This window comes from Streptomyces liliifuscus (genome assembly GCF_016598615.1).
Classification (GTDB): Bacteria; Actinomycetota; Actinomycetes; order Streptomycetales; family Streptomycetaceae; genus Streptomyces; species Streptomyces liliifuscus.
Genome location: NZ_CP066831.1, coordinates 5,378,102 through 5,403,185, shown reverse-complemented (window position 1 = coordinate 5,403,185; position 25,084 = coordinate 5,378,102). Strand labels below are relative to the sequence as shown.

22 protein-coding genes and 1 tRNA gene are annotated in these 25,084 nt (G+C 70.9%); 8 read left to right on the top strand and 15 right to left on the bottom strand.

The window, feature by feature from the left end; translation table 11 throughout:
* The first annotated feature begins 3 nt into the window (after positions 1 to 3).
* The 3 genes from JEQ17_RS23110 to JEQ17_RS23100 all read left to right on the top strand — a co-directional run bounded on the left by JEQ17_RS23110 (position 4) and on the right by JEQ17_RS23100 (position 1,602).
* Positions 4 to 723 (top strand): ABC transporter permease, encoded by a 720-nt coding sequence (locus JEQ17_RS23110; RefSeq protein WP_200397005.1) that lies wholly within the window; start codon positions 4 to 6, stop codon positions 721 to 723.
* 146 nt (positions 724 to 869) lie between these two features.
* Positions 870 to 1,133, top strand: a complete 264-nt coding sequence (locus JEQ17_RS23105; RefSeq protein WP_200397004.1) for an SGM_3592 family protein — start codon at positions 870 to 872, stop codon at positions 1,131 to 1,133.
* A 382-nt stretch (positions 1,134 to 1,515) separates the two neighbouring features.
* A tRNA-Ser gene (locus tag JEQ17_RS23100) sits at positions 1,516 to 1,602 on the top strand.
* Between the two features lie 205 nt (positions 1,603 to 1,807).
* On the opposite strand, the gene JEQ17_RS23095 is transcribed toward JEQ17_RS23100, so the two are convergent.
* The 9 genes from JEQ17_RS23095 to JEQ17_RS23055 all read right to left on the bottom strand — a co-directional run bounded on the left by JEQ17_RS23095 (position 1,808) and on the right by JEQ17_RS23055 (position 12,321).
* Positions 1,808 to 2,683, bottom strand: a complete 876-nt coding sequence (locus JEQ17_RS23095; protein WP_200397003.1) for an HAD family hydrolase — start codon at positions 2,681 to 2,683, stop codon at positions 1,808 to 1,810.
* Positions 2,680 to 3,957 (bottom strand): serine--tRNA ligase, encoded by a 1,278-nt coding sequence (gene serS, locus JEQ17_RS23090; protein WP_200397002.1) that lies wholly within the window; start codon positions 3,955 to 3,957, stop codon positions 2,680 to 2,682. Before serS ends, JEQ17_RS23095 begins: the two co-directional genes overlap by 4 nt.
* An 895-nt stretch (positions 3,958 to 4,852) precedes the next feature.
* The gene (gene pheA / locus JEQ17_RS23085; RefSeq protein ID WP_200397001.1) at positions 4,853 to 5,785 is read right to left on the bottom strand and encodes a prephenate dehydratase; all 933 of its coding nucleotides are present in this window, start codon (positions 5,783 to 5,785) and stop codon (positions 4,853 to 4,855) included.
* 88 nt (positions 5,786 to 5,873) lie between these two features.
* Positions 5,874 to 7,262: an iron uptake transporter deferrochelatase/peroxidase subunit gene (efeB, locus tag JEQ17_RS23080; RefSeq protein ID WP_200397000.1), complete on the bottom strand. Its 1,389-nt coding sequence runs from the start codon at positions 7,260 to 7,262 to the stop codon at positions 5,874 to 5,876.
* 8 nt (positions 7,263 to 7,270) lie between these two features.
* Positions 7,271 to 9,268, bottom strand: coding sequence for a copper resistance CopC/CopD family protein (locus JEQ17_RS23075; RefSeq protein ID WP_200396999.1), 1,998 nt, complete (start codon positions 9,266 to 9,268; stop codon positions 7,271 to 7,273).
* Between the two features lie 14 nt (positions 9,269 to 9,282).
* Positions 9,283 to 9,759, bottom strand: a complete 477-nt coding sequence (locus JEQ17_RS23070; RefSeq protein ID WP_200401661.1) for a copper chaperone PCu(A)C — start codon at positions 9,757 to 9,759, stop codon at positions 9,283 to 9,285.
* 56 nt (positions 9,760 to 9,815) lie between these two features.
* Positions 9,816 to 10,487 carry an SCO family protein gene (locus JEQ17_RS23065; protein ID WP_200396998.1) on the bottom strand — a complete coding sequence of 224 codons (672 nt, stop codon included), beginning with the start codon at positions 10,485 to 10,487 and terminating at the stop codon, positions 9,816 to 9,818.
* A gap of 128 nt (positions 10,488 to 10,615) precedes the next feature.
* Positions 10,616 to 11,362, bottom strand: a complete 747-nt coding sequence (locus JEQ17_RS23060; protein ID WP_200396997.1) for a YcnI family copper-binding membrane protein — start codon at positions 11,360 to 11,362, stop codon at positions 10,616 to 10,618.
* Between the two features lie 128 nt (positions 11,363 to 11,490).
* Entirely contained in the window at positions 11,491 to 12,321 is an 831-nt protein-coding gene (locus JEQ17_RS23055; protein ID WP_200396996.1) for a hypothetical protein, read from the bottom strand.
* A gap of 224 nt (positions 12,322 to 12,545) precedes the next feature.
* Here JEQ17_RS23055 and JEQ17_RS23050 point away from each other — a divergent pair, with 224 nt between their 5' ends.
* The 3 genes from JEQ17_RS23050 (at position 12,546) to JEQ17_RS23040 (ending at position 14,954) form a co-directional block, all read left to right on the top strand.
* Positions 12,546 to 13,001: an ATP-binding protein gene (locus JEQ17_RS23050; protein ID WP_143643376.1), complete on the top strand. Its 456-nt coding sequence runs from the start codon at positions 12,546 to 12,548 to the stop codon at positions 12,999 to 13,001.
* Positions 13,002 to 13,121: 120 nt separating this feature from the next.
* Positions 13,122 to 14,081 carry an intradiol ring-cleavage dioxygenase gene (locus JEQ17_RS23045; protein ID WP_234048324.1) on the top strand — a complete coding sequence of 320 codons (960 nt, stop codon included), beginning with the start codon at positions 13,122 to 13,124 and terminating at the stop codon, positions 14,079 to 14,081.
* Between the two features lie 33 nt (positions 14,082 to 14,114).
* On the top strand, positions 14,115 to 14,954 hold the full coding sequence (locus JEQ17_RS23040; RefSeq protein ID WP_200396994.1) for a triphosphoribosyl-dephospho-CoA synthase: 840 nt from the start codon (positions 14,115 to 14,117) through the stop codon (positions 14,952 to 14,954).
* Here JEQ17_RS23040 and JEQ17_RS23035 read toward each other — a convergent pair.
* The 4 genes from JEQ17_RS23035 to JEQ17_RS23020 all read right to left on the bottom strand — a co-directional run bounded on the left by JEQ17_RS23035 (position 14,929) and on the right by JEQ17_RS23020 (position 21,036).
* A complete protein-coding gene (locus JEQ17_RS23035; protein WP_200396993.1) occupies positions 14,929 to 16,218 on the bottom strand; it encodes an MFS transporter in 1,290 nt (429 codons plus the stop codon). The genes JEQ17_RS23040 and JEQ17_RS23035 overlap by 26 nt on opposite strands.
* A 171-nt stretch (positions 16,219 to 16,389) precedes the next feature.
* Positions 16,390 to 17,757: a MocR-like pyridoxine biosynthesis transcription factor PdxR gene (gene pdxR, locus JEQ17_RS23030; RefSeq protein WP_200396992.1), complete on the bottom strand. Its 1,368-nt coding sequence runs from the start codon at positions 17,755 to 17,757 to the stop codon at positions 16,390 to 16,392.
* A gap of 169 nt (positions 17,758 to 17,926) precedes the next feature.
* Positions 17,927 to 19,414, bottom strand: a complete 1,488-nt coding sequence (locus tag JEQ17_RS23025; protein WP_407700076.1) for an aminopeptidase P family protein — start codon at positions 19,412 to 19,414, stop codon at positions 17,927 to 17,929.
* 110 nt (positions 19,415 to 19,524) lie between these two features.
* Entirely contained in the window at positions 19,525 to 21,036 is a 1,512-nt protein-coding gene (locus JEQ17_RS23020; protein WP_200396991.1) for a PP2C family protein-serine/threonine phosphatase, read from the bottom strand.
* Positions 21,037 to 21,508: 472 nt separating this feature from the next.
* Between JEQ17_RS23020 and JEQ17_RS23015 the strand changes: the two genes are divergently transcribed.
* Together JEQ17_RS23015 and JEQ17_RS23010 are read left to right on the top strand one after the other, a co-directional pair.
* A complete protein-coding gene (locus tag JEQ17_RS23015; protein WP_200396990.1) occupies positions 21,509 to 22,174 on the top strand; it encodes a bifunctional DNA primase/polymerase in 666 nt (221 codons plus the stop codon).
* Positions 22,175 to 22,229: 55 nt separating this feature from the next.
* Entirely contained in the window at positions 22,230 to 22,889 is a 660-nt protein-coding gene (locus tag JEQ17_RS23010; protein WP_200396989.1) for a hypothetical protein, read from the top strand.
* A gap of 243 nt (positions 22,890 to 23,132) precedes the next feature.
* Here the strand turns inward: JEQ17_RS23010 and JEQ17_RS23005 are convergent, their stop codons facing one another.
* Positions 23,133 to 24,098, bottom strand: a complete 966-nt coding sequence (locus tag JEQ17_RS23005) for a DUF5926 family protein (RefSeq protein WP_200396988.1) — start codon at positions 24,096 to 24,098, stop codon at positions 23,133 to 23,135.
* Between the two features lie 325 nt (positions 24,099 to 24,423).
* Entirely contained in the window at positions 24,424 to 25,053 is a 630-nt protein-coding gene (locus tag JEQ17_RS23000; protein WP_200396987.1) for an ATP-binding protein, read from the bottom strand.
* Positions 25,054 to 25,084: the final 31 nt, after the last annotated feature.

Sequence of the window (25,084 nt, the reverse complement as noted above, 5' to 3'; positions counted from 1 at the left end):
AAGATGTACGACCCCACAGTCGCCCGGCTCACCTACCGCGGCCTGCTCGGCCGCCGCCGGGCCCTCATCCTGGGCGCCCTGCCCGCCCTGCTGATCGTCATCTCCGTGGCCGTGCGCGGCTTCACGGGCGCCGACGACCAGGTGGCCTCGGACGTCCTCGGCGGGTTCGCGCTCGCCACGATGGTGCCCATCATCGGCGTCATCGCGGGCACCGGCGCGATCGGCCCCGAGATCGACGACGGCTCTGTCGTCTACCTGCTCGCCAAGCCGGTCAAACGGCCCACGATCATCTTCACCAAGCTGATCGTCGCCATCGCCGTCACCATGGCGTTCTCCGCGATCCCGACGTTTCTCGCGGGAATGATCCTCAACGGCAACGGCCAGCAGATCGCCGTCGCCTACACGGTGGCCGCGCTGGTCGCCTCCATCGCGTACGCGGCGATGTTCCTGCTCCTGGGCACCATCACGCGGCACGCGGTCGTCTTCGGACTCGTCTACGCCCTCGTGTGGGAGGCCCTCTTCGGGTCGCTGGTGTCCGGTGCGCGCACGCTGAGCGTCCAGCAGTGGTCCCTCGCCGTCGCCCAGAAGGTGTCCGGCGGCGACCTCGTCACGTCGGACGTCGGGCTGGCCACGGGGACGGTGCTGCTGGTCGTGGTGACCGTCGCCGCCACCTGGTTCGCCGGACAGAAGCTGCGGTCGCTGACGCTGGCCGGCGAGGAGTAACCGCTCCGGGGAGTCGGGGCGGCTCCACGCGCGCGTGACCGGCTTTCCGGGGCACGCGCGCGTGGAGCCACTTTTGATCTTGAGATCGGCTTTACACGCAGAACGGCACACTTGCTCAAGGGGATGCACAGCGAGGAGGAACGGGGATGGCAGCGCAGGCACCGCGGAGCGAAGGACAGGGCCCGGGCGACGGTCAGGGTCAGGGGGCGTCCGAGGACGTCTGGGACGAGCTCGTCCTGGACGACGACTTCATACGGTCCGCCGACACGGCCGAGCCGTCCGCGCGAGCCCGGATGCTCGCCGCCCGCTGGCGCGACGGCGGACCCGACCCGCAGCCCTGGCGCTCCGACGAGCCGCCCGCGGGCTGGTTCTTCAGCAAGGCACGGCGCCGCAGGTGGCGTCGCCGGTAGCCCGCCTTCCGCCGGCCCGTCTCCCGGTTGCCCCGGGTCGCCTTCCATCGGTCGCCCGCGCCGGGAGGCCCCCGGCCGGTAGCCCTCCGCCTGGCGCCTTCCGCTTGGCGTCTTCCGTCGGACGCCGTGTTCTGTCGGTGATTTATTCGGTGGCGTCCAACTCGGCGTACGGGCACAGTGGTTATGTCCAGGTCGCCGGGTTCCTCCGGCGCCACGATCCGGGAGAGGAGCGCGACGATGCCCGTCAGTAGCAGTTCGTCGAGCTCCCAGCAGGGCAGCCGGCGGGTTCCGGAGTAGTTACCCCTCCGTCGAGTCCGCCCCACACGGGGAGCTGCCCGGGGCGGCCGCTTCGAGCGCGCACATTGGCGCGGGCCGCCCACCCGGAGGATTGGCCGAGCGGTAAGGCACCGGCTTGCTAAGCCGTGGTCGGGGTTGACCCCCCGCGCGTGTTCGATCCACGCATCCTCCGCGAGACGCTGTCGCTGTGATTCGGCGGAGTTCGAGACGCCGTTTCGCGGCAAGATTTCCCGCAGCCCACAGCCCACAGCCCACAGCCCGCAGCCCCCGCCCCTCTTCGTTTCGTTGGGGCGGGCTCAGCGCATGCTGCAGTTCAGCGCATGCTGCAGTCGATTTCTCCGGCAGCCTCTCCGGCAGCGCCGGGGTGGGCGGTGGCGCTAGCCCAGCAACCTCTCCAGCACCACAGCGATGCCGTCGTCCTCGTTCGACAACGTCATCTCGTCCGCCACGGCCTTGAGTTCCTCATGGGCGTTGGCCATTGCCACGCCATGGGCCGACCACGCGAACATCGGGATGTCGTTCGGCATGTCGCCGAAGGCGATCGTGTCGGCGGCCTTCACGCCCAGGCGGCGGGCCGCCAGGGAAAGGCCGGTGGCCTTGGACAGGCCGAGGGGGAGGATCTCGACGATTCCCTCGCCCGCCATCACGACGCTCACCAGACCGCCGGCCGCCGCTCGCGCCGCGGCCGCCAGTTCGTCGTCGGTGAGCTCGGGATGCTGGATGTACATCTTGGTCAGAGGCGCGGCCCAGAGCTCCGCGACATCGGTGAACGGGACGGCCTCCAGCTGGCCCAGCACCCGGTATCCGGGGCCGATCAGGACATCCCCGTCGATGCCGTCGCGGCTGGCGGCGACGGCCAGCGGGCCGACCTCCGCCTCGATCTTGGCCAGCGCGAGACCGGCCACCTGCCGGTCGAGGGTCACCGACGTGAGCAGGCGGTGCGCCCCGGCGTCGTACAGCTGCGCGCCCTGACCGCACACCGCGAGTCCCTCGTATCCGAGTTCGTCGAGGATGTGGCGCGTCCAGGGCACCGCGCGGCCGGTGACGACGAGGTGCGCGGCGCCCGCCACGGTGGCCGCCGCGAGTGCCTCACGCGTGCGCTCCGAGACCGTGTCGTCGGAGCGCAGCAACGTTCCGTCGAGATCGGTCGCGACGAGCTTGTAGGGGAATGCCCCGGTCTCTGCCGTCTCTCCGGTCTCCCCGGCCGACGCGGTCGAGCCGGTCGGGGCCGTCGACCCAGTGGTGCCGGTCACTTGGAGATCGGCTCCAGCACCTCGCGGCCGCCCAGATACGGACGCAGCACCTCGGGAACCCGTACGGAACCGTCGGCCAGCTGGTGGTTCTCCAGGATCGCCACGATCGTGCGCGGTACGGCGCACAGCGTGCCGTTCAGCGTCGCGAGCGGCTGCACCTTCTTGCCGTCGCGCATGCGCACCGACAGGCGGCGGGCCTGGAAGCCGTCGCAGTTCGAGGCCGACGTCAGCTCGCGGTACTTGCCCTGGGTCGGGATCCACGCCTCGCAGTCGAACTTGCGCGAGGCGGACGCGCCCAGGTCGGCCGACGCCACGTCGATGACCTGGAAGGGCAGCTCAAGCCCGGTCAGCCACTGCTTTTCCCACTCCAGGAGCCGCTGGTGCTCGTTCTCGGCGTCCTCGGGGTTCACGTACGAGAACATCTCGACCTTGTCGAACTGGTGCACGCGGAAGATGCCTCGCGTGTCCTTGCCGTACGTGCCGGCCTCGCGGCGGAAGCACGGCGAGAAGCCCGCGTAGCGCAGCGGCAGCTTGTCGGCGTCGAGGATCTCGTCCATGTGGTACGCCGCGAGCGGGACCTCGGAGGTGCCGACCAGGTAGTAGTCGTCCTTCTCCAGGTGGTACACGTTCTCCGCGGCCTGGCCGAGGAAGCCGGTGCCCTCCATGGCGCGCGGGCGGACCAGCGCCGGAGTCAGCATCGGGATGAACCCGGCCTCCGTCGCCTGCGCGATCGCAGCGTTGACGAGGGCGAGCTCGAGGAGCGCGCCGACACCCGTCAGGTAGTAGAAGCGCGAGCCGGACACCTTGGCGCCACGCTCGACGTCGATGGCGCCCAGCGCCTCGCCGAGCTCCAGGTGGTCCTTGGGCTCGAAGCCCTCGGCCCCGAAGTCGCGGATGGTCCCGTGCGTCTCCAGGACGACGAAGTCCTCCTCGCCGCCGACCGGGACGTCGGGGTGCACGAGGTTCCCGAGCTGGAGCAGGAGGCGCTTGGTCTCCTCGTCCGCCTCGTGCTGCTCGGCGTCGGCCGTCTTGACGTCGGAGGCGAGCTGGCCGGCCTTCTTCAGCAGCTCGGCCTTCTCGTCGGCCGAGGCCTTGGGGATCAGCTTGCCGAGCGCCTTCTGCTCGGAACGGAGCTCGTCGAAGCGGACGCCGGACGACCTGCGCCGCTCGTCGGCGGAGAGGAGGGCGTCGACAACGGCGACGTCCTCTCCACGGGCGCGCTGGGAGGCGCGAACACGGTCGGGGTCCTCACGAAGCAGGCGAAGGTCAATCACCCCACAAGGCTACCGGTGCGGGGTTCCGACTCACGACTCGGTATTCCGTTCTGTCGCTTCTGTCACGTTTTGGGGGAATTGGTGAGGCGCTTCAATGGGCGTCAATGAAAGGAGAACCGCTCCCTGGAACGGGGCAGGTGGGATTCGGTCGGTTGACTCGATTCCCTTGTGGAGAACGGGACTTGAGAACTGGGTTGTCCACAGAAATCCACACCCCGGAAAAGTTATCCACAGGCTGTGCGAAAGATCTGTGGACATCGGAAGTGATCGTTCCCAAAGCTGTGCGCAGGGCCAAGAATTCCCGGACCAAACCCTCCCTACACGCACTTTCGAGTGGAAATGGTTCGCTCTATGGGATTGGTCAACAGAAACGGGTGGACGAAGGGTGACCGATGGGGCTGTGGACGGACTTGTGGGCTGTAGGCCGATTTGTCGACTGAGTCGCGCTTCGTTGTCGACTTGTCCCCAGGTCGAGAAGCGCGCCTGTGGATAACTTCTGTGGACAGAGACAATCTGCAGGTAGGACCGGCCGAAACGGGCGGGCAGAGCCGTCGGTTCCGCCCGGGAAACCGCCCGGAGGACGGCCAGTGGCTGCCGGGTTGCCAACGGGTGTCCGCTCGGCAGCGGCAGCCGTGAGAGACGCTCGCTCCGCGAGCCGCATCCAGCAGCGGCGTGCAGCAAGCCGCGCTCAGCGAACCCCGTTCAGCGAACTCCGCCAGAAAGCCGCGATTGGCAAAGCCCGCTCAGCGAGCCCCGCCGAGCAGACCCTTCTCGGCAAAGCCCGCCCGGCAAGGCCTGCTCGGCCAAGCCCGTTCAGCAAGCCGCGCAGAGCAGGCCGCACTGAGCAGCCCGAGGAGAGCAAGCCCCGCTCAGTAACCCGCTCGGCAAACCCCGCCTAGAACCGGCCGTCCTGGCAGCGCGCCAGCCAGTCCGAGGCCGCCGCGAACTCGCTGTCCGATGTACCGGCCCGTGGCGCGTGTACGTCCTTGGGGTCGACGTCGGCCTGCGGATACGAGCCGAGGAACCGCACCTGCGGACAGATCCGCTTGAGGCCCATCAGCGCCTCGCCGACGCGGCGGTCCGCGATGTGGCCCTCGGCGTCGATGGCGAAGCAGTAGTTGCCGATGCCCTCGCCGGTCGGCCGGGACTGCAGCAGCATCAGGTTGACCCCGCGGACGGCGAACTCCTGGAGGAGTTCGAGCAGGGCACCCGGGTGGTCGTCGCGCTGCCAGATGACCACGGAGGTCTTGTCCGCGCCGGTGGGCGCCGCGGGCCGGGCGGGCCTGCCCACCAGGACGAACCGGGTCTGCGCGTTCTCCGCGTCGTGGATCCCCGTCTCCAGGGCCTTGAGGCCGTACCGTTCCGCCGCGAACTCGCCCGCGAAGGCCGCGTCGTAACGCCCCTCCTGCACCAGGCGGGCGCCGTCCGCATTGGAGGCAGCCGACTCCCAGATGACGTCCGGGAGGTTGTTCTTCATCCAGTTGCGGACCTGCGGCTGCGCGGCCGGATGCGCGCTGACCGTCTTGATCTCTGAGAGCTTCGTGCCCGGGCGGACCAGCAGCGCGAAGGTGATCGAGAGAAGGACCTCGCGGTAGATCATCAGCGGTTCGCCGACGGCCAGTTCGTCGACCGTGGCGGTGATGCCGCCCTCGACGGAGTTCTCGATCGGTACGAACGCGGCCTCGGCGTCGCCGGCGCGGACCGCGTCGAGCGCGGCGGGCACGGACACCATCGGGATGAGCTGCCGGGTGGCCGACTCCGGAAGAGTCCGCAGAGCGACTTCGGTGAAGGTGCCCTCGGGGCCGAGATACGCGTAGCTGGCTGGCATGGCCTCACCCTAATGGGCCTTGCGCGGCCCGGTCCCCGCTTCTGGTCCCAGGCACCTCAGCCGTCTCAGCAGCCTCAGTGAGCGGATCTCACCCCTCCAGCAACTTCTGCCCCACGTACTCCCCCTCCGCCACCCCGCCCGGCACCGCGAACAGGCCGCTCGACTCGTGCCGGATGTACGTGGACAGCGCGTCACCGCGGTCGAGCTTGCGCTGCACCGGTACGAAGCCGCGCAGCGGGTCGGCCTGCCAGCAGACGAAGAGCAGGCCCGCGTCCGGGACGCCGTCCGCGTCGATGCCGTCGTGGAAGGAGAACGGCCTGCGGAGCATCGCGGCGCCGCCGTTCTCGTCGGGCCGGGTGATACGGGAATGGGCGTTGATGGGGACGACGAGCCCGCCGTCGGCATCGGTCTTCTCCAGGTCCATCTCGGTCGTCTCGGTGCCGCCGGAGAGCGGTGCCCCGGTGTCCTTCCGCCGCCCGATCACGTCCTCCTGCGCCTTGACCGACAGCTTCTCCCAGTCGTCGAGGAGCATGCGGATACGGCGTACGACGGCATACGAACCGCCTGCCATCCACGACGGGTCGCCCGCGTCGGGCACGAAGATCCGGCGGTCGAAGTCGGACTCCGACGGCTTGGGATTGCGCGTGCCGTCGATCTGCCCCATCAGGTTGCGGGCCGTCATGGGCTGGGAGGTGGCCCCGGGCGAGCGGTTGAAGCCGTTCATCTGCCAGCGCACCTTCGCCGCCTGTCCCGCGTCCTGCTGGATCGCGCGCAGGGCATGGAAGGCGACCAGGGCGTCGTTCGAGCCGATCTGCACCCACAGATCGCCGTTGCTGCGCGCCTTGTCCAGGTGGTCCGAGGAGAAGTCGGGCAGCGGGTCGAGGGCGATCGGCCGCTGCTTCTCCAGTCCCGTACGGGCGAAGAAGCTGTGGCCGAAGCCGAAGGTGACCGTGAGGGACGAGGGTCCGGAGTCGCGCGCCACGTCCGTGTCGGCACTCGCGGAGGCCTCGCCCGCCATCAGCCGCCGGGCCGTCGTCGACCAGCGCCGCAGCAGGGCGGCCGCCTCCTTGCGGCCGGCGCCAGCCGAGAGATCGAAGGCGACCAGGTGGCCGCGGGCCTGCAGGGCGGTCGTGATGCCGGGCTGATGCTTCCCGTGAAACATCACCTCGTCCGCGCCGAGCGAGCTGAGGAGCGCGGTTCGGTCGGCGGAGGGCGCCGCCGCGTAACCGGCGGCCCCGCCCGCGGCGCCGAGCGCGAGCCCGGTGGCACCGGCGGTACCGAGCAGGCGGCGCCGCGAAATGACGCCCTTGGAGGAGGCCTCCTGGGAAACAGCCCCCCTAGGAGGGGCATTTTCGGAAATGGCCCCCTTGGGAGGGGACTTACGGGCGGCGGCCTTCTTGGAGACGCCTTCCTCAGAAGGTGCCCCTTCGGCGGGGGCACCCGGGGAGGACGTCTCCGGAGTGGACTGTTCAGCCATGGTCTCGTTCAGCCGATCTGCGCGTTCTTGTCCACGGTCACCTGGTCGATGTCGGAGGTCCGTACCGTCACCGCGATCGCCCAGTTGCCCGCCATCGGGATCTGCACCCCGCTCGCCGTCCAGTGTCCGGTGGCGATCCGGTCGGGGACCACGGGCAGCGGCCCGATGTCCTTCGCCTTGAGGGTGAAGGAGACCTTGACCTCGGGGATGTCGAAGGCCTTGCCGTTCGGCCGCTGTACGTAGACGTGCATGTCGTTGCCGCCGACGCGGGCCGGGTCGATCTCGACGCGTGCGAGGCCCTTGCCGTCCTTGCCGCCGGTGTCGAACGGGATGTCCACGGCCAGTGCCCCGGTGGCCTCCTGCGAGGTGGCGGCGGTGGCGGCCTCGGCCTCCTCCACCGTGCGCCCGGGCTCGGTGGACGTCAGCACCGTCGTGACGGCCAGCAGGACCACCGCGACGCCCGCCTCGGCGAGCACCGAGCGGCGCAGGCCCGAGCGGAGCGGATCGGCGTCCCGTAGGCGCTTGTCGCGCGCGGTGGCCACCGCGGCCCGCTGCCGGGCCAGTTGGGTGGCCCGCTTGCCGTCTCCGCTCCCCGCAGGCGCGGCGGCCGGCTCCTTCTCGTCCTCGGACTCGCGGTCCTCCTCCTCGGAGGTCGCCGCGGAGGTCTTCGCCGAAGCCTTCGCCGAGGTCTTGGCAGAGGCTTTGGCCGAAGCCTTGGCGGAGGTCTTCGCGGTGGCCTTCACCGGCGTGGCCGCCGAGGTCTTCACGGCCTTCGCGGCCGGCGCCTGCGACAGCCGCGCCGTCCAGCGCCGCGATATCCACGCGATGCCGACGAGGACGACCACCAGGCCGATCTTGACGAGCAGCAGCTGCCCGTACGACGTGCCGGTGAACGCGGACCAGGAACCGAGCTGCCGCCACGACTGGTAGATGCCCGTCGCGGCCAGCACGGCCACGCTGCCGAACGCGATGCGGGAGAAGCGGCGTACCACGGCCGGCTCGATGGACGGCGCGCGGTAGAGCGCCACGAGCAGCGTCGACAGGCCGCCCAGCCAGACGGCGACGGCGAGCAGGTGCAGCACGTCGACGGGCATCGAGATTCCGGTCTGGATACCGGTCGAGGCGTGCTCGGCCATGGCCCAGGTCGCGGCCAGACCCGCCGCCACGACGAACCCGCCGATGGCGAGCCCGAAGGTCAGATCGCCCTTCTCCTCGTCGTCCTCGCGCTTCTCGTACGCTCCGAAGAGCACGGCGATGAACAGGGCGCCCGCGGCGAGCAGCAGCAGGCGCGAGACCAGCGCCGCGCCCGTCTTGGTCTGCAGCACATCACTGAGCAGGGTCAGGTCGAAGATGTCCCCGACCTTCCCGGAGCCGGTGTACGAGCCGCGCAGCAGCAGCATGGCGAGCGTGGCCCCTGTCAGCGCGAGCCACCCTGAGACCACGAGCCGCTGCACCGACCGCTCCCCGGTACCCCGCTGCCAGCAGGCCAGCACGAAGGCCGCGCCACCGACGAGCAGGATGAAGCCCGCGTACGAGAGATAGCGCGCGAAGCCGTAGAGCCAGCCCACCACGCCGCCGCCGGCCTCCTGGTCGGAGACGGAGACGGAGGTCGTCGAGGGGGCCCCGATGGAGAAGGTGAAGGCGCCGGAGACGGGGTGGCTGTCCGCCGACACCACCTGGTAGGTGACGGTGAACGTGCCGTCCGGCAGGCCCGAGTGCAGCTTCACGGAGTACGTGTTCGTGCCCTGCTCGCTGGTCTTTCCGGTGTCGACCCGCTTGCCCTTGGGGTCGAGCACGCGCACCGAGCCGTCGGACATCGCGACGCCCTCGGAGAAGGTGAGCGACACCTGGGCCGGCGCCTCCTTGACCACCGATCCCTGCTGGGGGTCGCTCGCCGTCAGGGCGGCGTGCGCGGAGACGGGCGCGGACCCGGCGAGGAGCGCGCCGGTGACGGCGAGCAGCAGCAACAGCAGCGTCCGGACGCGGGGAGCGATGGTCTGGCTCACGGTTGGTCCCTCCCTCAGTGGTGAGACGTCGAGGACGACTGCGTGGACGACTGCATGGACGATTTGGTGGTCGCCGTCGGCCGGTAGGTGGGGGACTTCACCGGCATCTCGACCTTCATCGGCCCGGACTTGGTGAAGTGCAGCTCCAGGGACACCTTGTCGCCCTCCTTCGGCTTGCGCTTCAGCTTCTCGAACATGAGGTGGTTGCCGCCGCTCTCCAGGACGAGCTTCCCGTGACCGGGGACGTCGAGGTTCTTGACCTCGGTCATCGACTGCCCGGACGTCGTGTGGAGGGTGACCTCGCCGGCGATGTCGCTGGTGACCGAGGACAGCTTGTCGTCGGCTCCGCCCGCGTTGGCGACGACCAGGAAACCGGCCGCCATGGAGTCCGAGACCGGCTGCGGCATGTAGACCGAGCCGACGGACAGTTCGGGTTCCGAGGAGCCCGGGTCCGAGTCGCCGCAGCCCGCGAGGGCCAGGGCGGCGGCCATGACGAGGGCGGCCGCCGAGGCTCCCGTCGACACCTTGGCGGACGGTGTACGACGCGTCACGGCCTCTCGCCCTTGATCAGCTTGGGGAGGTCCTTGGTGTAGTCGTCGACGGTGGCGTCCTCGCCGTACAGCACGTAACCGCCGTCGGTCTTCGGGGAGAAGGCGATGACCTGGGTGCCGTGCATCGAGACGACCTTGCCGTTCTTGTCCTTCTTCGGCGCCTCGATGGAGATGCCGAGCGTCCGGGCACCGCCCTGGATGGTGGCGAAGGAGCCGGTCAGGCCTACGACGTCGGGGTCGATGCCCTTGAGCCACTTGCCGAGCGCGGCGGACGTGTCGCGCTCCGGGTCGGTGGTGACGAACACGATGCGGAGCGAGTCCTTCTCGGCCTGCGACAGCTGCTTGTTCTGGGCCAGCTGCTTCTCGGCGACGGCGATGTTGTTCATCGTCAGCGGGCAGACGTCGGGGCAGTTGGTGTAGCCGAAGTAGATCAGCGTCGGCTTGCCCTTGGTCTCCTTGCGGAGGTCGTACTGCTTGCCGTGTGTGTCGGTGAGGACGAGGTCCGGCTTCTCGAACGGCTTGTCGAGGACCGTCGCGGCCTTGTCGGAGCCCGCCTCCTCGGACACCTCGGCGACCGCGTTGTCGGCGTCGTCACCGCTTCCGCAGGCGGAAAGGGTCAGGGCGGCCGCGGCGAACAGTGCGGCCACGGCGTACGTCTTCTTGCGCATAGTGCATTCTCCGGGGGGACACCCCCACCCGGTCGCCGCCGTGCGGCGGGCCGGACCCCCGGCCGGAAAACGGATTCGGCCGGGGATCCCGGTGGGGCGTCCCGAGGTTTCGGTGGGTGGGACTTGGCTTAAGCGGTGGTACGCCGACGACCGGCGAGCACGCCGAACGCCACGCCCGCCACGCCGACGACGATGCCCACGACGCCCAGCACACGGGCCGTGGTGTCGCTGCTGTCGGAGGAGGCGGCCTCGGTGGTCGAGGAGTTGGCGGCGGCCTTCGCGTCGTCGGCCTTCGCAGAGTCGTCGGAGGCGGCGGAGGCGGATCCGTGGTGGTCGTCCGTGGCGGCGGACAGGGCGAGCACCGGAGCCGGCGTCTCGGGCTCCTCCTCGCCCTTCGTCGGGGTCTCGATCCAGCGCACGACCTCCTTGTTGGAGTACGTCTGGATCGCCTTGAACACCAGCTCGTCGGTGTCCTCGGGCAGCGCGCCGATGGAGAGCGGGAACTTCTGGAAGTAGCCGGGCTGGATGCCCTTGCCGTCGGCGGTCCAGGTGACCTTGGTGACGGCCTCGTTGATCTTCTCGCCGTGCAGTTCGAGCGGCTTGTCGAGCTTGGACTTGGTGACCTTGACGGTCCAGCCGTCGACGGCCTGCGGCATCACCGAGGCGAGCGGGTGGTCGGCCGGGAAGTTCACTTCGAGCTTGGTGGTCGAGGCCTTGTCGCGCTCGTTCGGCACCTTGAAGTTGACGGTCGCGTAGCCGCCCTTGGCGGCCGTGCCCTCGGGCTGCACGCTGACGTGCGCGAACGCGGGGCCGGACAGGACGAGGACGGCCGAGGCGGCGACGGCACCGGTCGCGGCGATACGGGAAGCCTTCATGGCAGGGACACTCCACTTTCAGCACTGGTTCGGTGGCAGAACGGGGTTGCGCGTGCGAAAGAGCGGGCACGCGCGCGTGCCGCACGACGGCACCCCGGGAGTGATACGTCCAGAAGTGGTGCGTCGCGTCAGGCGGCGAGGGTGAGAATCCCGTTGGCCGGCGGACCGCGCCGGACGACCGAGTGCTGAAGAGCGGTCGCGGGTACGGCCGGTGGCACGTACTCCGTGGCCCGCGGTACGCGCGGCGCCTCGGGGGCCGTGCCCGGCAGACCAGCCAGCAGGGCGCGTACGAGCGCCAGGGCGCCGCGCAGGGAGACGAGCGCCCCTTCGGCCACTCCGTATGCCGAGAGGCGCAGGAGGCGCCGCAGGGCGATGTCCCCGCGGCGCAGCAGCCATCCGGTGGCGGCGGCCGCGAGTACGTGGCCGAGGAACATGGACAGCGACGGCAGCGCCGACATCGGGGTTCCGGTGGCGGCCGACGCCATGGCGCCCGCCTGTTCGTGGGCCGCGTGAGCCGTGCCCGACCCGCCCGTTCCGCCCGACCCGACCGTGTCCAGCCGGGCGTCGGCGAGGATCCGCTGCGCCTGGGCGGGGCTGAGCGTCCCGACGGACGCGCCGCACACCAGCCGGGCGGCCCGGGCCACGAGCGAGGCGTCCACACCGGTGGCCGCCGTCGCCGCCGTGCCGTGCTGGCCGAGTCCGAAGAGCGTGTGCAGCGCGGTCTGGCCGACCGCGAGCAGCACGGCGATGCCCGGCAGTGAGCGCTCACGTCCGGCGAGCGGTGCCGCGACGGCGAAGACGGCGAGGAATCCGGCACCGAGAGACCACAGGGGAACCGTGGCGCAGGAGACGATCGCATGACCGGCCGCGGCCAGCACGACACAGACCGCGGTGAACACCGCGGCCCTCAGGACCCGGAGATCACCTCCGGTGCGCGAGCGCTGGTGGGGGGCAGTCATGGCGGGCTCATCATCGCACTGGGCTCACCCGTGCCACACGGCAGGTCCACAAGGTGACGTACGTTCCGGAAGGTCACGTTCTGACACCGGTAGTACGCACATACACCGGCGGATGGCGCCGGCACATCCCCCGAATGGGCGGCATCACGTCAACGGCACGCTTATACCCGGCCCCGCGCGGCAATACGTATCGGTATGTCGAGCCGCGGCCAGGAGGCTGGAGCATGAGCATCTGGTGGTCCCTCCATCTCCGGCGTGAAGCGGCGAGCGTGCCGCTCGCCCGGCGCCTGCTGCTCGGCACGATGGAGTCGGCAGGGGTGGATCCCGACATCTCCTACGACCTCTCCGTCGCGCTGAGCGAGGCCTGCGCCAACGCCGTCGAGCACGGGGGCGAGTCCGTCCACGGGGAGTCCGGCGAGGCCTACCGCGTCACGGCCTATCTGGACGGTGAGACGTGCCGTATCGAAGTGGCCGACTCCGGACCCGGGTTCCCGTCGGGACGGGGACGCGCCCCCGTCCGGCCCGCCCACAGCGACGCCGAGAACGGCCGGGGTCTCTGTCTGATCCAGGAGCTCGCCGACCACGTCCACATCGGCAACAAACCGGGCCGGGGCGGCGCGGTGGTCAGCTTCGACAAGATGCTCAAGTGGCGCGAGGACGCGCCGCTGGTGGCCACGTAAAGGGCTTTTTGACGCCCTAGGAGGGGTGTTTTCCCGCTGACCTCGGTCTCCCCGGCATTCTCAGGGTCCTCACAGCCGCCCCCCATGTCCCTGACTGGCGGCCTCCCTAGCTTTCCCGGCATGACGGGAACACACAAAGACACGACGATCACCCGGCGCCGCGCGATCGCGGTCACCGGCGGAACGGTCGCGGCAGGCGGTCTCGCGATCGCCGGATACCAGTCCGCCTTCGCCGACGGGGCGACCGCCGCAGCCACGGGGACGACCGCCACGGAGACGGCCGCCGCGAGCGCGTCCGCCGGTTCGAGCAGCGGCACCTGTGTCCTCATGTCCAGCGTCACGGAGGGCCCGTACTACCTGGACGGCGCGCTCGTGCGGAAGAACATCACCGAGGGCAAGAGCGGCGTCCCGCTGACCCTGCGCATCACCGTCCAGGACACCACCGAGTCCTGCGCCCCGGTGGCCGGCGCGGCCGTGGAGATCTGGCACTGCGACGCCTGGGGCTACTACTCCGGCTACACGACGGCCAACCCCGGCGGCTCGGCGCCCGCCGAGAGCGAGGACGGCTCGACCGCCGACGACAAGACGTACCTGCGCGGCTACCAGGTCGCCAACGCCAACGGGGTCGTCAAGTTCGAGACGATCGTCCCCGGCTGGTACACGCCTCGGACCTGCCACATCCACGTGAAGGTGCACACCGGCGGCGAGAAGGAGGACGGCACCTACGAGGGCGGCAAGGTCAACTTCACCGGCCAGCTCTTCTTCGACGACACCGTCGCCGAGCAGATCTTCGAGCTGGAGCCGTACTCGAAGCACACCGGCACCTGGACCAAGCTCGACGACGACATGGTCTACGACGGCGGAGGCGCCTCCAGTGGCCTGCTCTCCCTGAAACCCGTCCACAAGAAGGACCCCTCCAAGGGCTACAAGGGATCCATCACCCTCGGCATCGACCCGGACACCGAGAACACGGGCGCGGGCAGCGGTGGCGGCGGCGGTACGCCCCCGAGCGGCACGCCCGGCGATGCCCCCAGCGACGCCCCGAGCGCGTCGGCCTCCTCCACCGACTCCTCCTCGTAAACGTTTACGTCGATGAGAGGCCGTGAAGTTTCGATGAGCAGCCGCGACGACGAGACGCTGGCCCACGCCGCCGTGACCGCGCTGACCGGACACCTGGCGCTGGCGCCCAAGCCCGGACTGCCCGACCCGCGCGATCTCGCCGCCCGCGCAACCGGCGAGGACCACTGCTCCCTGCGCTGGTCGGCCAAGGCGCTGGCGCCCGGCCTCGCGGCGATGGCGGCGGCCGCCCGCCGCACCGGCTCGGCGACACCCGAACTGAGGGCGGAGCTCGGCGCGATCGGACGCTCCACCGAGCACTCGGTGGCCCTGGCGGGCGGCGGCCACCGCGGAGCCCTGTGGGTGCTCGGCCTGCTGGTGGCCGCGGCGGCCCTGGAACCCCGCGCCACCGGGCGCGACCTGGCCGCGACCGCCAAGCGGATCGCGGCGCACCCCGACCGGCGGGCGCCGCGCCGGCCCTCCCGCGGTTCGTCGGTCTCCGCGCAGTACGGCGCGGCCGGAGCGAGGGGCGAGGCCAGGGCCGGATTCCCGCACGTACGGCGGGCGTTGGAGGCACTGGCCACGGCCCGCTCGGCCGGCGTCCCCGAGCCGTACGCGCGGCTCGACGCCCTGATGACCGTGATGTCGACGCTCCAGGACACGGAGTTGCTCTACACGGCGGGCCCGCACGGTCTGCGGCACGTCCAGGCGGGCGCCCGCGGGGTCCTGGAAGCGGGCAGCACGTCCACCGAGGCGGGCCGAGCGGCGCTGGCCGCCTTCGACGACGACCTCCACGCGCGTGCGTGGAGCCCCCGCGGAAGCAGTGGGCTGCTCGCGGGGGCGCTGTTCGTGGACTCGCTGCCGGTGACGGTCAGTTCACCGGTACTGGCCGCCTGACCATCGGTGCGGCGGCGGACCGGCTGTCCGTCGCCCACCGCACGGCAGGCCCCATCGCGTACGAGGCCGCCAGCATCAGGCCGCCGAGGAGCAGCCACCCGGGCGTCCCCCACCCCACGAGCAGCGACGTCAGCACCAGCGGCCCCGCGGTCCGCGCCACCGTCACGCCCGTACCGAAGAAGCCCTGGTACTCGCCCACCCGGTCGGCGGGGGCGAGGTCGAACGACAGCTGCCAGGAGCCCGCCGACTGCTGCATCTCGGCGACGACCTGGAGCGCCGCGCCGACCGTCAGCACGGCCACCGCCACCCAGGGCGAGACCCCGGCCGACAGTGCGAACACCGCGCACGACGCCAGCATCACGAGCCCCGAACGCCGCACCGCGCGCGTGGCCGACGCAGGCCCCCGCACGCCGCGCGCCATCCGCACCTGGAAGAGCATCACCGCACCGGTGTTGAGGACGAACAGCGCGGACACCACCCAGGTCGGCGCCTCGGTCCGCTCCGCGATCCACAGCGGGATGCCCAGGCTCAGCAGCGGCATCCGCAGCAACAGCACGGTGTTGAGAAGCGTCACCAGGGCGTACGGGCGATCGCGCAGCACTCCGAGAGCATCTCCCCGTCCCTTTTCGTCCGCCACGCGCGTGTGCACCGCCTTCACGACGGGCAGCCGCAGCAGCACCGCCGCGCACAGCAGGAAGCTCACCGCGTCCAGCGCGAACACCCCGAGGTAGGCCTCCCGCGTGCCCAGGTGCAGCGCGAGTCCGCCGAGCCCCGCCCCCACCGCCAGACCGGCGTTGAGCGTCGACTGGAGGTGCGCGAGCAGCCCCGTCCGCTCCTCCCGGGACACCAGCCCGGCCAGCAGCGCCTGCCGGGCCGCGGCGAGCCCCGACTGCGCGGAGGCGTACACGCACGCCGCGAGCACGAACGGCACGAAGCCGCGTACGACGAGGAAGGACGCCACCGCGACGCTCGTCGCGAGCGCCAGCAGCACCGCGGTGCCGCGCGGCCCGCGCCGGTCGGCGAGCCGTCCCAGGGGCACGCCGACCAGCGACCCGACCGCCCACGCGACCGTGAGTCCGAGCCCCACGCGCGCGGGGGCGAGCCCGACGACATGGGTGAAGTAGAGGGCGGACGTGACGTAGTAGGCACCGTCCCCGACGGAGTTGCTCAACTGGGCCAGGGCCAGAACGCGCTGCGGACCCGCGGGCGGGATCACACGGCTCGTCCTCGCGGGGGCTCCGGCGGGTGCGACTCGGTTCGTCATGACTACGACGCTACGGGCGGAATGGAACCCTCAACAGGTCCAATATTCTCGCACTTTCTTGGCCCAATCGGCCGGGCTCAAGCCCCGGCCCGAGCCTCAGCTCAAGCCCCGGCCCAAGCCCCGGCCCAGGCCCCAGGTCAAGGTCCCGGCTCAAGGCCCCCGACCGGCCCCTCATGCCCCCTCCAGCACCCGCCCCAACACCTCCAACGCCTCCGGATAGACCCGCTCCCGAGGCGTCCCGTACCCGACCACGAGCCCCTGCGGCCGGCCGCCGCCCGCCGTGTGCCAGTGCTCCCCGAGGTGCCCCACCGCTAGCCCCTCCTCCGCGGCCCGTGCCAGCACCGCGCCCTCGTCGCTCACGTCGATCAGCGCGTGCAGCCCCGCCGCGATGCCGCGTACACCACGCCGCGTCCCCAGCCGGTCCAGCAACTGGTCCCGTCGCCGCCGGTATCGCAGGCGGCACGCGCGTACGTGCCGGTCGTAGGCGTGGCTGGTGATCATTTCGGCGAGGGCCAGCTGGCCGATGGACTCGGTGTGGTGGTCGGTGTGCAGTTTGGCGTCGGCGATCGCGTCCACGAGGTGCGGCGGCAGCACCATCCAGCCGAGCCGCAGCGCGGGCCCGAGCGTCTTGGACGCCGTCCCCAGGTAGACGACATGTCCGGGCGCCATCCCCTGGAGGGCGCCCACGGGCTGCCGGTCGTAGCGGAACTCCCCGTCGTAGTCGTCCTCGACGATCAGCCCTCCACGCGCGCGTGCCCAGTCGGTGAGCGCCCGCCGCCGCTCCGGGTGCAGGGTCACCCCCGTCGGGTACTGGTGCGCGGGCGTGACGACGACGGCCGCCGCGTCGTCCAACCCCCGTACCGAAACGCCCCGTTCGTCGACCTCCACAGGAGCCACGGTTCCGCCGTTGTGCCGCACCACGTCCCGGTGGAAGGGGAGGCCGGGGTCCTCCATGGCGATCACACCGGCGTCCAGCACGCGCGTGAGGAGCGCGAGCCCCTGCACGTACCCGGACGTGACGACGATCCGCTCGGGCGGCGCGATCACCCCGCGCGCCCGCCCCAGGTACCCCGACAACGCCGTCCGCAGCTCGATCCGGCCGCGCGGATCCCCGTAGTCGTAGGCCAGGGAGGGCGCGCTCGCGATGGCCCGGCGCAGCGCCCGCAGCCAGGCCGCCGCCGGGAACGTACCGACGTCGGGGCTGCCGGGCCGCAGATCGAAACGGGGTGCACGCGCGCGTGCGGTCGCCTCCGGCGCGTCAGCGGCCGGGGAGGGCAGCGGGGCGACCTGGGTGCCGGATCCCTGCCGTGCGGTCAGATACCCCTCGGCGATCAGCTGGTCGTACGCCGACTTGGCCGTCCCGCGCGAGATCCCGAGCTCGGCCGCGAGCCGCCGCGTCGCCGGCAGCCGTGTCCCGGGCGCCAGCCGCCCGTCCCGCACGGCATCGCGCAGCGCTCGTTCGAGCCCTGCCCGGCGCCCGTCGGCGGCGTCGGGTTCGAGGTGCAGATCGACACCGACGCCGGACCAGAACGCGTCCACGGATGCATCCCCTTGAGTAGAACGCGCCTCTTCTTTCAGGGGCGCGGGGAACTGCGCGACCAGGTACGAACCACGCGCAGACGAAATGGCCGGGTACTGGACCAGTACCCGGCCATTCATGTCATGTCAGCCGATGCCATGTCAGCCCATGCGCGTCAGCCCATGCGTGTCAGCCCTTGAGGGACGCCATCCACGCCTCGACCTCGTCCGACCGGCGGGGCAGCCCGGCGGACAGGTTCCGGTTGCCGTCCTCCGTGACGAGGATGTCGTCCTCGATGCGGACGCCGATGCCCCGGTACTCCTCGGGCACGGTCAGGTCGTCCGCCTGGAAGTACAGCCCCGGCTCGACGGTCAGGCACATGCCCGGCTCCAGCGTGCCGTCCACGTACGTCTCCGTCCGCGCGGCCGCGCAGTCGTGGACGTCCATGCCGAGCATGTGACCGGTGCCGTGCAGCGTCCAGCGCCGCTGCAGCCCCAGCTCCAGAACACGCTCCACCGGGCCCTCGACGAGCCCCCACTCGACCAGGTTCCGGGCCAGCACGCGCTGCGAGGCGTCGTGGAAGTCGCGGTACTTGCCGCCCGGCTGCACGGCCGCGATACCGGCCTCCTGGGCCTCGTACACGGCGTCGTAGATCTTCTTCTGGATCTCGCTGTACGTGCCGTTGATCGGCAGCGTGCGCGTGACGTCGGCGGTGTAGAGCGTGTGGGTCTCCACGCCCGCGTCGAGCAGGAGCAGGTCACCGGAGCGCACGGGTCCGTCGTTGCGCACCCAGTGCAGCGTGCACGCGTGCGGCCCGGCGGCGCAGATGGAGCCGTACCCGACGTCGTTGCCCTCGACCCGCGCGCGCAGGAAGAACGTGCCCTCGATGTAGCGCTCGGACGTGGCCTCCGCCTTGTCGAGGACCTTCACCACGTCCTCGAAACCGCGGACCGTCGAGTCGACGGCCTTCTGCAGTTCACCGGCCTCGAACTCGTCCTTGACCAGCCGGGCCTCGGAGAGGAAGACGCGCAGCTCCTCGTCGCGCTCGGCGGTCACCTTGTCGGTGAGCGCCGCCTCGACGCCGGCGTCGTAGCCGCGCACGACCCGCACCGGGCCGGTCGCCTCACGGAGCGCGTCGGTGAGCTCGCGGACATCGGAGGCCGGGATGCCGTACAGCTGTTCGGCCTCGGTCAGGGAGTGGCGGCGGCCGACCCACAGCTCGCCCTGGCCGGAGAGCCAGAACTCGCCGTTCTCGCGGTCGGAGCGCGGCAGCAGGTAGATCGTGGCCTTGTGGCCGTTCGTGGCCGGCTCCAGCACGAGGACGCCGTCCTCGGTCAGGTTGCCGGTCAGGTACGCGTACTCGACCGAGGCACGGAAGGGGTACTCCGTGTCGTTCGAGCGGGTCTTCAGGTTGCCCGCCGGGATCACCAGGCGCTCGCCCGGGAAGCGCGCGGAGAGCGCGGCACGGCGGGCGGCGGTGTACGCGGCCTGCGGGATCGGCTCCAGGCCGTGCAGCTCGGTGTCGGCCCAGCCGGACTTCATGCTCTCGGCCAGCTCGTCGGACACGCCCGGGTACAGGCCGTTCTTGCGCTGCTTGAGCGGCTTCTCTTCTTCCGCCTGGTCGGCGTCATCGTCAAGCACAGCTTCCGGGGTCTCCGGGTTGAGCGCCTCCGACACGGTCTGCCTCCTCGATACGACTCTGGACGCCCTCCATCGTACGGTCGTACGGAAGGACGCCCAGGGCCGGAAGACCTGTCACGCGGGGCTCGCCCGAAGGGACCGGACGCTCACTCGAAGCGTGCCGCCAGGAGCACCACGTCCTCGTCGCTGTCGACGACGTCGAGTCCGTCCGGCAGCACACTCCGCAGGACGTGATCGGCGACCGCGCCCGGGTCGGTGCGCAGCGCGCGGGGCACGGACGCGGCGGCCGCGTGCAGCCGCGAGAAGGCACGGTCCATGGGGTCGCCGGTGCGGTGCAGCAGCCCGTCCGTGTAGAGCAGAACCGTCTCTCCGGCCTCGGCCTGGAACTCCACGCTCGGCGCCTCCCAGCAGGCGAGCATCCCCAGGGGCGCCGAGAGGGACGTCTCCACGTACTCCGTGCGCCGCTCGCCGATCACCAGCGGCGGGCTGTGCCCGGCCCCGGCGAGCGTGATCTTGCGCAGCGCGGGCTCGCAGTACGCGAACAGGGCGGTGGCGGAACGGGCGGGCTCGGTCAGCCGCAGCAGCAGTTCGAGGTCGGACAGGACGGCGACCGGGTCCTCGCCCTCCATCACCGCGTACGCCCGCAGGGAGGCCCTCAGCCTGCCCATGGCGGCGATCGCGCTGGGCCCCGAACCAGTGACCGACCCGACCGCGAGGCCGAGCGCCGCGTCGGGCAGTGGCAGCGCGTCGTACCAGTCGCCGCCGCCGCGCGGCCCGGTGCGGTGCCGGGCGGCGAGCTGGACGCCGGAGACGCGGGGCAGCCGCGAGGGGAGCAGTTCCTCGGAGATGGTCGTCATGCACGCGCGCGTGCGGTCCAGTTCCACCAGCCGGGCCAGGTGCTCGGCCGCGTAGCGCGCGTACAGGCCAACCAGGTGCCGCTGGCGCTCGACGGGCTCGGCGGGCTCGTCGTACAGCCATACGGCGGCGCCCAGGCGGCCCGCGGCCTCCGTGGACAGCGGGAGCGCGTAGCTCGCGGCGTAGCCGAGGCGGGCGGCGACCTCGCGGTGGCGGGGGTCGAGGCCGTCCTCGGAGAGCAGATCGGGCTGGGCGATCTCGCCCTCGCCCCCGGGGAGACCGTCGAGGATCTTGCCGTACGACATGGCGCTGCGCGGGACGGTCTCGATGTGGCCGAGATCGGCTCGGGCCAGACCCAGGCCGATGGTGGTGTCGGGGCCTAGTCCGTCGCCCGGTTCCAGGACCACGAGACCGCGCCGGGCGCCCACGAGGGCGGCTCCGGCGCGCAACAGCTCCTGCAGCGCGTCCGGCAGCGCGGCGGTGCGCGCCAGGCGCTCGGTAAGTTCGTGCAGAGTGGTGAGATCAGAGACCCAACCTGCGAGTCTGTCCTGGAGAACGGCCCCGGGGGCGTGTGGAGAAGTGGTCGAAGAGGTACCCGGGGCGGCAGGCGCGGGCGCGACAGTGTGTGTGGGCGATGGAACCGTTGAATCGATTCCGGCCACTTTCGGGAGGTGAGGGGCGTTCATGGCGTCCGGCTTTCCGACCGGTGCGTATTGCTCAATAGCATCGCAAACCCCCATGTCATTCTGCGCCGCTAGCAGTGTCTCCACATGTACACGCACTCGTGAGGGGATGTCCAGCATTGTCCTGCCGGGATTCCTGGTGTCCGTGGGACCGTTGCGGAAATGCAAAGTTGGCTTAAAACTGACTCGAGTCTCGGCGTATTGAGGTCGACTGGCCTTGTTCGACAGAGCGTCACAGCGGTCGTGATGGGTACGTACTCGGTGAAGGCCAGGGGTGGTTGGGATCGTCCCGGAACCTGGCGACGGACCCGGGCGTCTTAACCACCGACGACCGTGCCCCATCCTCCCGTGGCGGAGGCGGCGAGAAATACGCGCGACGGCAAACGCCAGGCGCCGCCACCCCACGCCATGCCCGTGCTTTTGCCAGACGCAGTATGGACGCGGACGCAGCCAAACGCTCGGCCCATAGGGGTTCCCCTTGTCTCGGACGGGGGTGTGATGCGCCAGTAGGTACGCACAGTGAAGTGATCGACACATGGTGTGATGTGGTCCTCGGTGTTGCCAGGCGTGCAACGGAAAGGAACGAGCGCTCATGCGCGAGATCCTCGGAAGGCGACGCAGGCTCCTGTCCAAGCGAAACGGCGGACAGCCTGAGATGCTCGGCGCGGCCCTGACCTTCGCGACCGCATGGCAGTGGCCCGTACTCCCGGGAGTGGCGGCGGACCCGCAGGGGCGGGCCCGATGCGCGTGCCCCGACCCGGAATGCACAGTGCCCGGTGCCCATCCTTTCGACCCCGGCCTCCTCGCGGCCACCACCGATGAGCGGATGGTGCGCTGGTGGTGGACGAACCGGCCTACGGCGCCGATCATCCTGGCCACCGGGGACAAGGCCCCCTGTGCGGTGAGCCTGCCGGCGCTCGCCGCGTCGCGCGCGCTCCTCGCGCTCGACCACATGGGGATGCGCCTCGGCCCCGTGATCGCGTCCCCGACGCGCTGGGCACTGCTCGTGAAGCCGTACTCCCTGGAGCAGCTCGGCGAGTTGCTCTACGCCCAGGACCACGTTCCGGGCTCGCTGCGCTTCCACGGAGAGGGCGGCTATGTGGCGCTGCCCCCGTCCGAGACCGGCCAGGGCCAGCTCCGCTGGGAGCGGGCTCCGCTGCCCGGATCGGCCGCCCCCTGGGTGCCCGATGTCGAGGCCGTGGTGGACGCGGTGGTGGAGGCCCTCACCCGTACGGGTGTGAGCGCCCCCGAGTTGTAGGGATACCGGGCGCGCGGCGAGCCGCGCGCCCGCCCTCGCTCGTTATGTTCCTTTCATGCTGCGTCACTCCCGGGGACGACGAGCCCCAGGCCCTCGAAGAGTCCGCCCGATCGCGCTGGCGGGCGTGGTAGCTCTCATGGCCGCACTGCCACTGGCCGTGGCCTCCGCGGGACCTGTGGGTGACGTGGATTCCGCGGCCCCACGGACCTCGGACGACGGCTCACGCGCCTCGGACGACGCCGTACGTGCCTCGGGCACCCGTGTATCCGACGACGCGCCTGCTGCCGCCGCCGGTCGCGCCGGCGCACCACAGGCGCCCGAACCTCGTTCCGCGCCCTCCGAGAGCCCCCTGACGCTCGGCCTGGGCCTCGCCACCGCCGCCCGCTGCGGTCCCGAACTCGCCTCCCCCGACGGCATCGAGGCACAGACCTGTGTGCTCACCCAGGGGGAGGACACCTGGGCGCGTACGTACTACCGCAACGCGACCGGCGACGATCTCACGTCCGTACTGACCCTCATGGGGCCCGCCGGCCGAACCGTACGGATGCACTGCGCCGTGGGCGCGGACGACGAGCCGGGGGTGTGTGAGACACCGCGGGAGCGCACGGCGGGAGACGCGGGTGCGTACACGGCGGTCGTGGAGTTCGCGAGGGGGGCCGACGGGCCGCTGTTGCTGCGCTCGGGGAGCAACTCACCTGCGCAGACTGCGCGTTGAGGCTTCTGCCGACGAGGAGCCCGAATCCGGGAATGAAAAGACCCGGTTGCTGGCGACGGGGGATGCACCAGCAACCGGGCTAATGGAACGGTAACAAGAGATCGGCGGTTCGCAAATTCGATCTCGGCTATTCGGACACCGACTTGCCTGCCACTACAGGGAGTTGTGACAGGAGTCACCAGGTTCACGGCCCTGTCGGCCGACTGGCCGGTCGGCCAGTCCCACCTGGGTGCCGGCTGTGTCTCAGCTGAGCGTGACCTGCCGGTTGGTGAGACCGCCGCGCGCCCGGCGCTCGTCCGGGGTGAGCGGTGCGTCCGAGGCCAGCGCGCCGGCGAGCCGCTCGGCGAACTCGGCGGCCGGCTTCTCGACATCCTCCGCCGTGACACCGGTCGGCAGGTCCCAGACCGGCACCGTGAGGCCGTGGGCACGGAAGGAGCCCACGAGACGGGTGCCGTCGCCGAGGCTCGAACGGCCCGCGGCGTGCAGCCGGGCGAGCGCGTCCAGAAGCTGCTCCTCCGGGTGCGGCATGACCCAGCGCAGGTGGTTCTTGTCGGGCGTCTCGCACCAGTACGCGGCGTCGACACCCGCGAGCTTCACGGTGGGGATGGCGGCGGCGTTGGCCCGCTCCAGGGAGGCGGTCACCTCCGTGGTCGCGTTCTGCGCGTCCGGAACCCAGAATTCGAAGCCCGGGTGCACAACTGGCTCGAACGCGCCTTCGGGGTCGAGGAGGTCCTGCAGCCGCGGTCCGTCGGCCGGGGCGCGGCGGCCCTGGACCGGAGTGCCGGGCTCCGCGGTGAGCGCGCGCCCGAGGGTGTCGGCCAGGTCGCGGCTGATGTCACCGGACGCGGTGTCGTTCTGCAGGCCGATCAGGACCGAGCCGTCTTCGCGGCGCAGCGCGGGCCACGCCATCGGCAGCACCGTGGCGAGCGTGACCGACGGGACGCCCTCCGGGAGCGCCTCCTTCAGATGCAGTTCGACGGTGGCCGCGGGCACCAGCTCGCGCAGCGCGACCCAGTCGGCCTCGCCCGCCAGCCCTTCGAAGGGGCGGTGCACCAATTCGGTCACTGCGTGCGCGGCGGCCCGTCCGTGACAGGCCTTGTAACGGCGGCCGCTGTTGCATGGGCAGGGCTCGCGCGCCCCGACGACCGGGATCTCTCCATCCGTCAGCTGAGGCTGCTTGGCCTTCGTCTGGGGTCGCTTCTTGGCCATCGTGGATGTCTCCCGGTTACGGCTCGACTCGTACGGGCGCGAGCCTAGCCGCTCGTACGGGGAGTCACGGGACCCTGTGGACAACGTGCCGAGTCGTCCCGGAAGCGGTGATTCGGTTCGTCCTTGAACGAATGCTTCCGTCTGCTTCGGGTTGCTTCGGACCAGGTCGTCCTGGGTTCGGGTTGTCCCCGACTCGGTTCGTCCTCGACTCGGGCCGCTGTCGTCTCCGGTCGCTGTCGTCTCGGGTCGCCGCCGGTTCAGGCGCTCCCCGGCTTGGACCGCGATCCGCTCAGGTCGTTTTCAGTCCGGTCGTCTTCAGTCCGGCTCAGTCCAGACCGTCGAAAGCGTTCCCGAAGTCGAGGTCGGGTATCGCGGACACCGACGGGGCCGTGACACGCGAGGCGAAGTCGTCGCGGCGATGTCCCGCGTGCGCGTCCTTGTGCACGACCACCCACACCGTGACCTCACCGCGGGCGTCGTCCCGGACGCCCCAGTCGTCGGCCAGCGCCGTGATGATGTTCAGCCCGCGACCGCCGCGCGCGGTGACCGAGGGCGTGGCCGGAACCGGACGGGTCGGACCGCCGCCGTCCGTCACCTCGACGGTGAGCCTGCCGGTCGGTTCGACGCGCCACGCGGCCCGGACGTCGCCGTCCCCCGCCAGTGCGTCACCCAACGGCCTGCCGTGCCGGCAGGCGTTGCTCAATAGTTCGGAAAGGATCAATACGGCATCGTCGATGACCGTTTCCGCCACACCGCCGGTGCGCAGCTGAGCCCGCATCCGGTGTCTTGCTTCCCCCACGCCCGCAGGGCCATGGGGTACGGCCATGCTCGACGACGTGGGCACCTCCTGTGCCACCACCAACGCCACCCCCGAGACCTCCTTTGCCCCACGCCACGGTGTGAATGCCCCCCTGGACTGGACCGGAAACCGGCCAATGCACGTGCAGTGACGCACTCTTAACGATCGAATACGGAATGAACGCGCC

Excerpts from the sequence above, each read along its gene's own strand:
- JEQ17_RS23110 (WP_200397005.1), top strand. The coding sequence starts at position 4 with ATGTACGACCCCACAGTCGCCCGGCTCACCTACCGCGGCCTGCTCGGC.
- JEQ17_RS23105 (WP_200397004.1), top strand. The coding sequence starts at position 870 with ATGGCAGCGCAGGCACCGCGGAGCGAAGGACAGGGCCCGGGCGACGGT.
- pheA (WP_200397001.1), bottom strand. The coding sequence starts at position 5,785 with ATGCCAGCCAGCTACGCGTATCTCGGCCCCGAGGGCACCTTCACCGAA.
- efeB (WP_200397000.1), bottom strand. The coding sequence starts at position 7,262 with ATGGCTGAACAGTCCACTCCGGAGACGTCCTCCCCGGGTGCCCCCGCC.
- JEQ17_RS23070 (WP_200401661.1), bottom strand. The coding sequence starts at position 9,759 with ATGGCCGCCGCCCTGGCCCTCGCGGGCTGCGGCGACTCGGACCCGGGC.
- JEQ17_RS23065 (WP_200396998.1), bottom strand. The coding sequence starts at position 10,487 with ATGCGCAAGAAGACGTACGCCGTGGCCGCACTGTTCGCCGCGGCCGCC.
- JEQ17_RS23060 (WP_200396997.1), bottom strand. The coding sequence starts at position 11,362 with ATGAAGGCTTCCCGTATCGCCGCGACCGGTGCCGTCGCCGCCTCGGCC.
- JEQ17_RS23055 (WP_200396996.1), bottom strand. The coding sequence starts at position 12,321 with ATGACTGCCCCCCACCAGCGCTCGCGCACCGGAGGTGATCTCCGGGTC.
- JEQ17_RS23050 (WP_143643376.1), top strand. The coding sequence starts at position 12,546 with ATGAGCATCTGGTGGTCCCTCCATCTCCGGCGTGAAGCGGCGAGCGTG.
- JEQ17_RS23045 (WP_234048324.1), top strand. The coding sequence starts at position 13,122 with ATGACGGGAACACACAAAGACACGACGATCACCCGGCGCCGCGCGATC.
- JEQ17_RS23040 (WP_200396994.1), top strand. The coding sequence starts at position 14,115 with ATGAGCAGCCGCGACGACGAGACGCTGGCCCACGCCGCCGTGACCGCG.
- JEQ17_RS23035 (WP_200396993.1), bottom strand. The coding sequence starts at position 16,218 with ATGACGAACCGAGTCGCACCCGCCGGAGCCCCCGCGAGGACGAGCCGT.
- JEQ17_RS23020 (WP_200396991.1), bottom strand. The coding sequence starts at position 21,036 with ATGCTGGACATCCCCTCACGAGTGCGTGTACATGTGGAGACACTGCTA.
- JEQ17_RS23015 (WP_200396990.1), top strand. The coding sequence starts at position 21,509 with ATGCGCGAGATCCTCGGAAGGCGACGCAGGCTCCTGTCCAAGCGAAAC.
- JEQ17_RS23010 (WP_200396989.1), top strand. The coding sequence starts at position 22,230 with ATGCTGCGTCACTCCCGGGGACGACGAGCCCCAGGCCCTCGAAGAGTC.
- JEQ17_RS23005 (WP_200396988.1), bottom strand. The coding sequence starts at position 24,098 with ATGGCCAAGAAGCGACCCCAGACGAAGGCCAAGCAGCCTCAGCTGACG.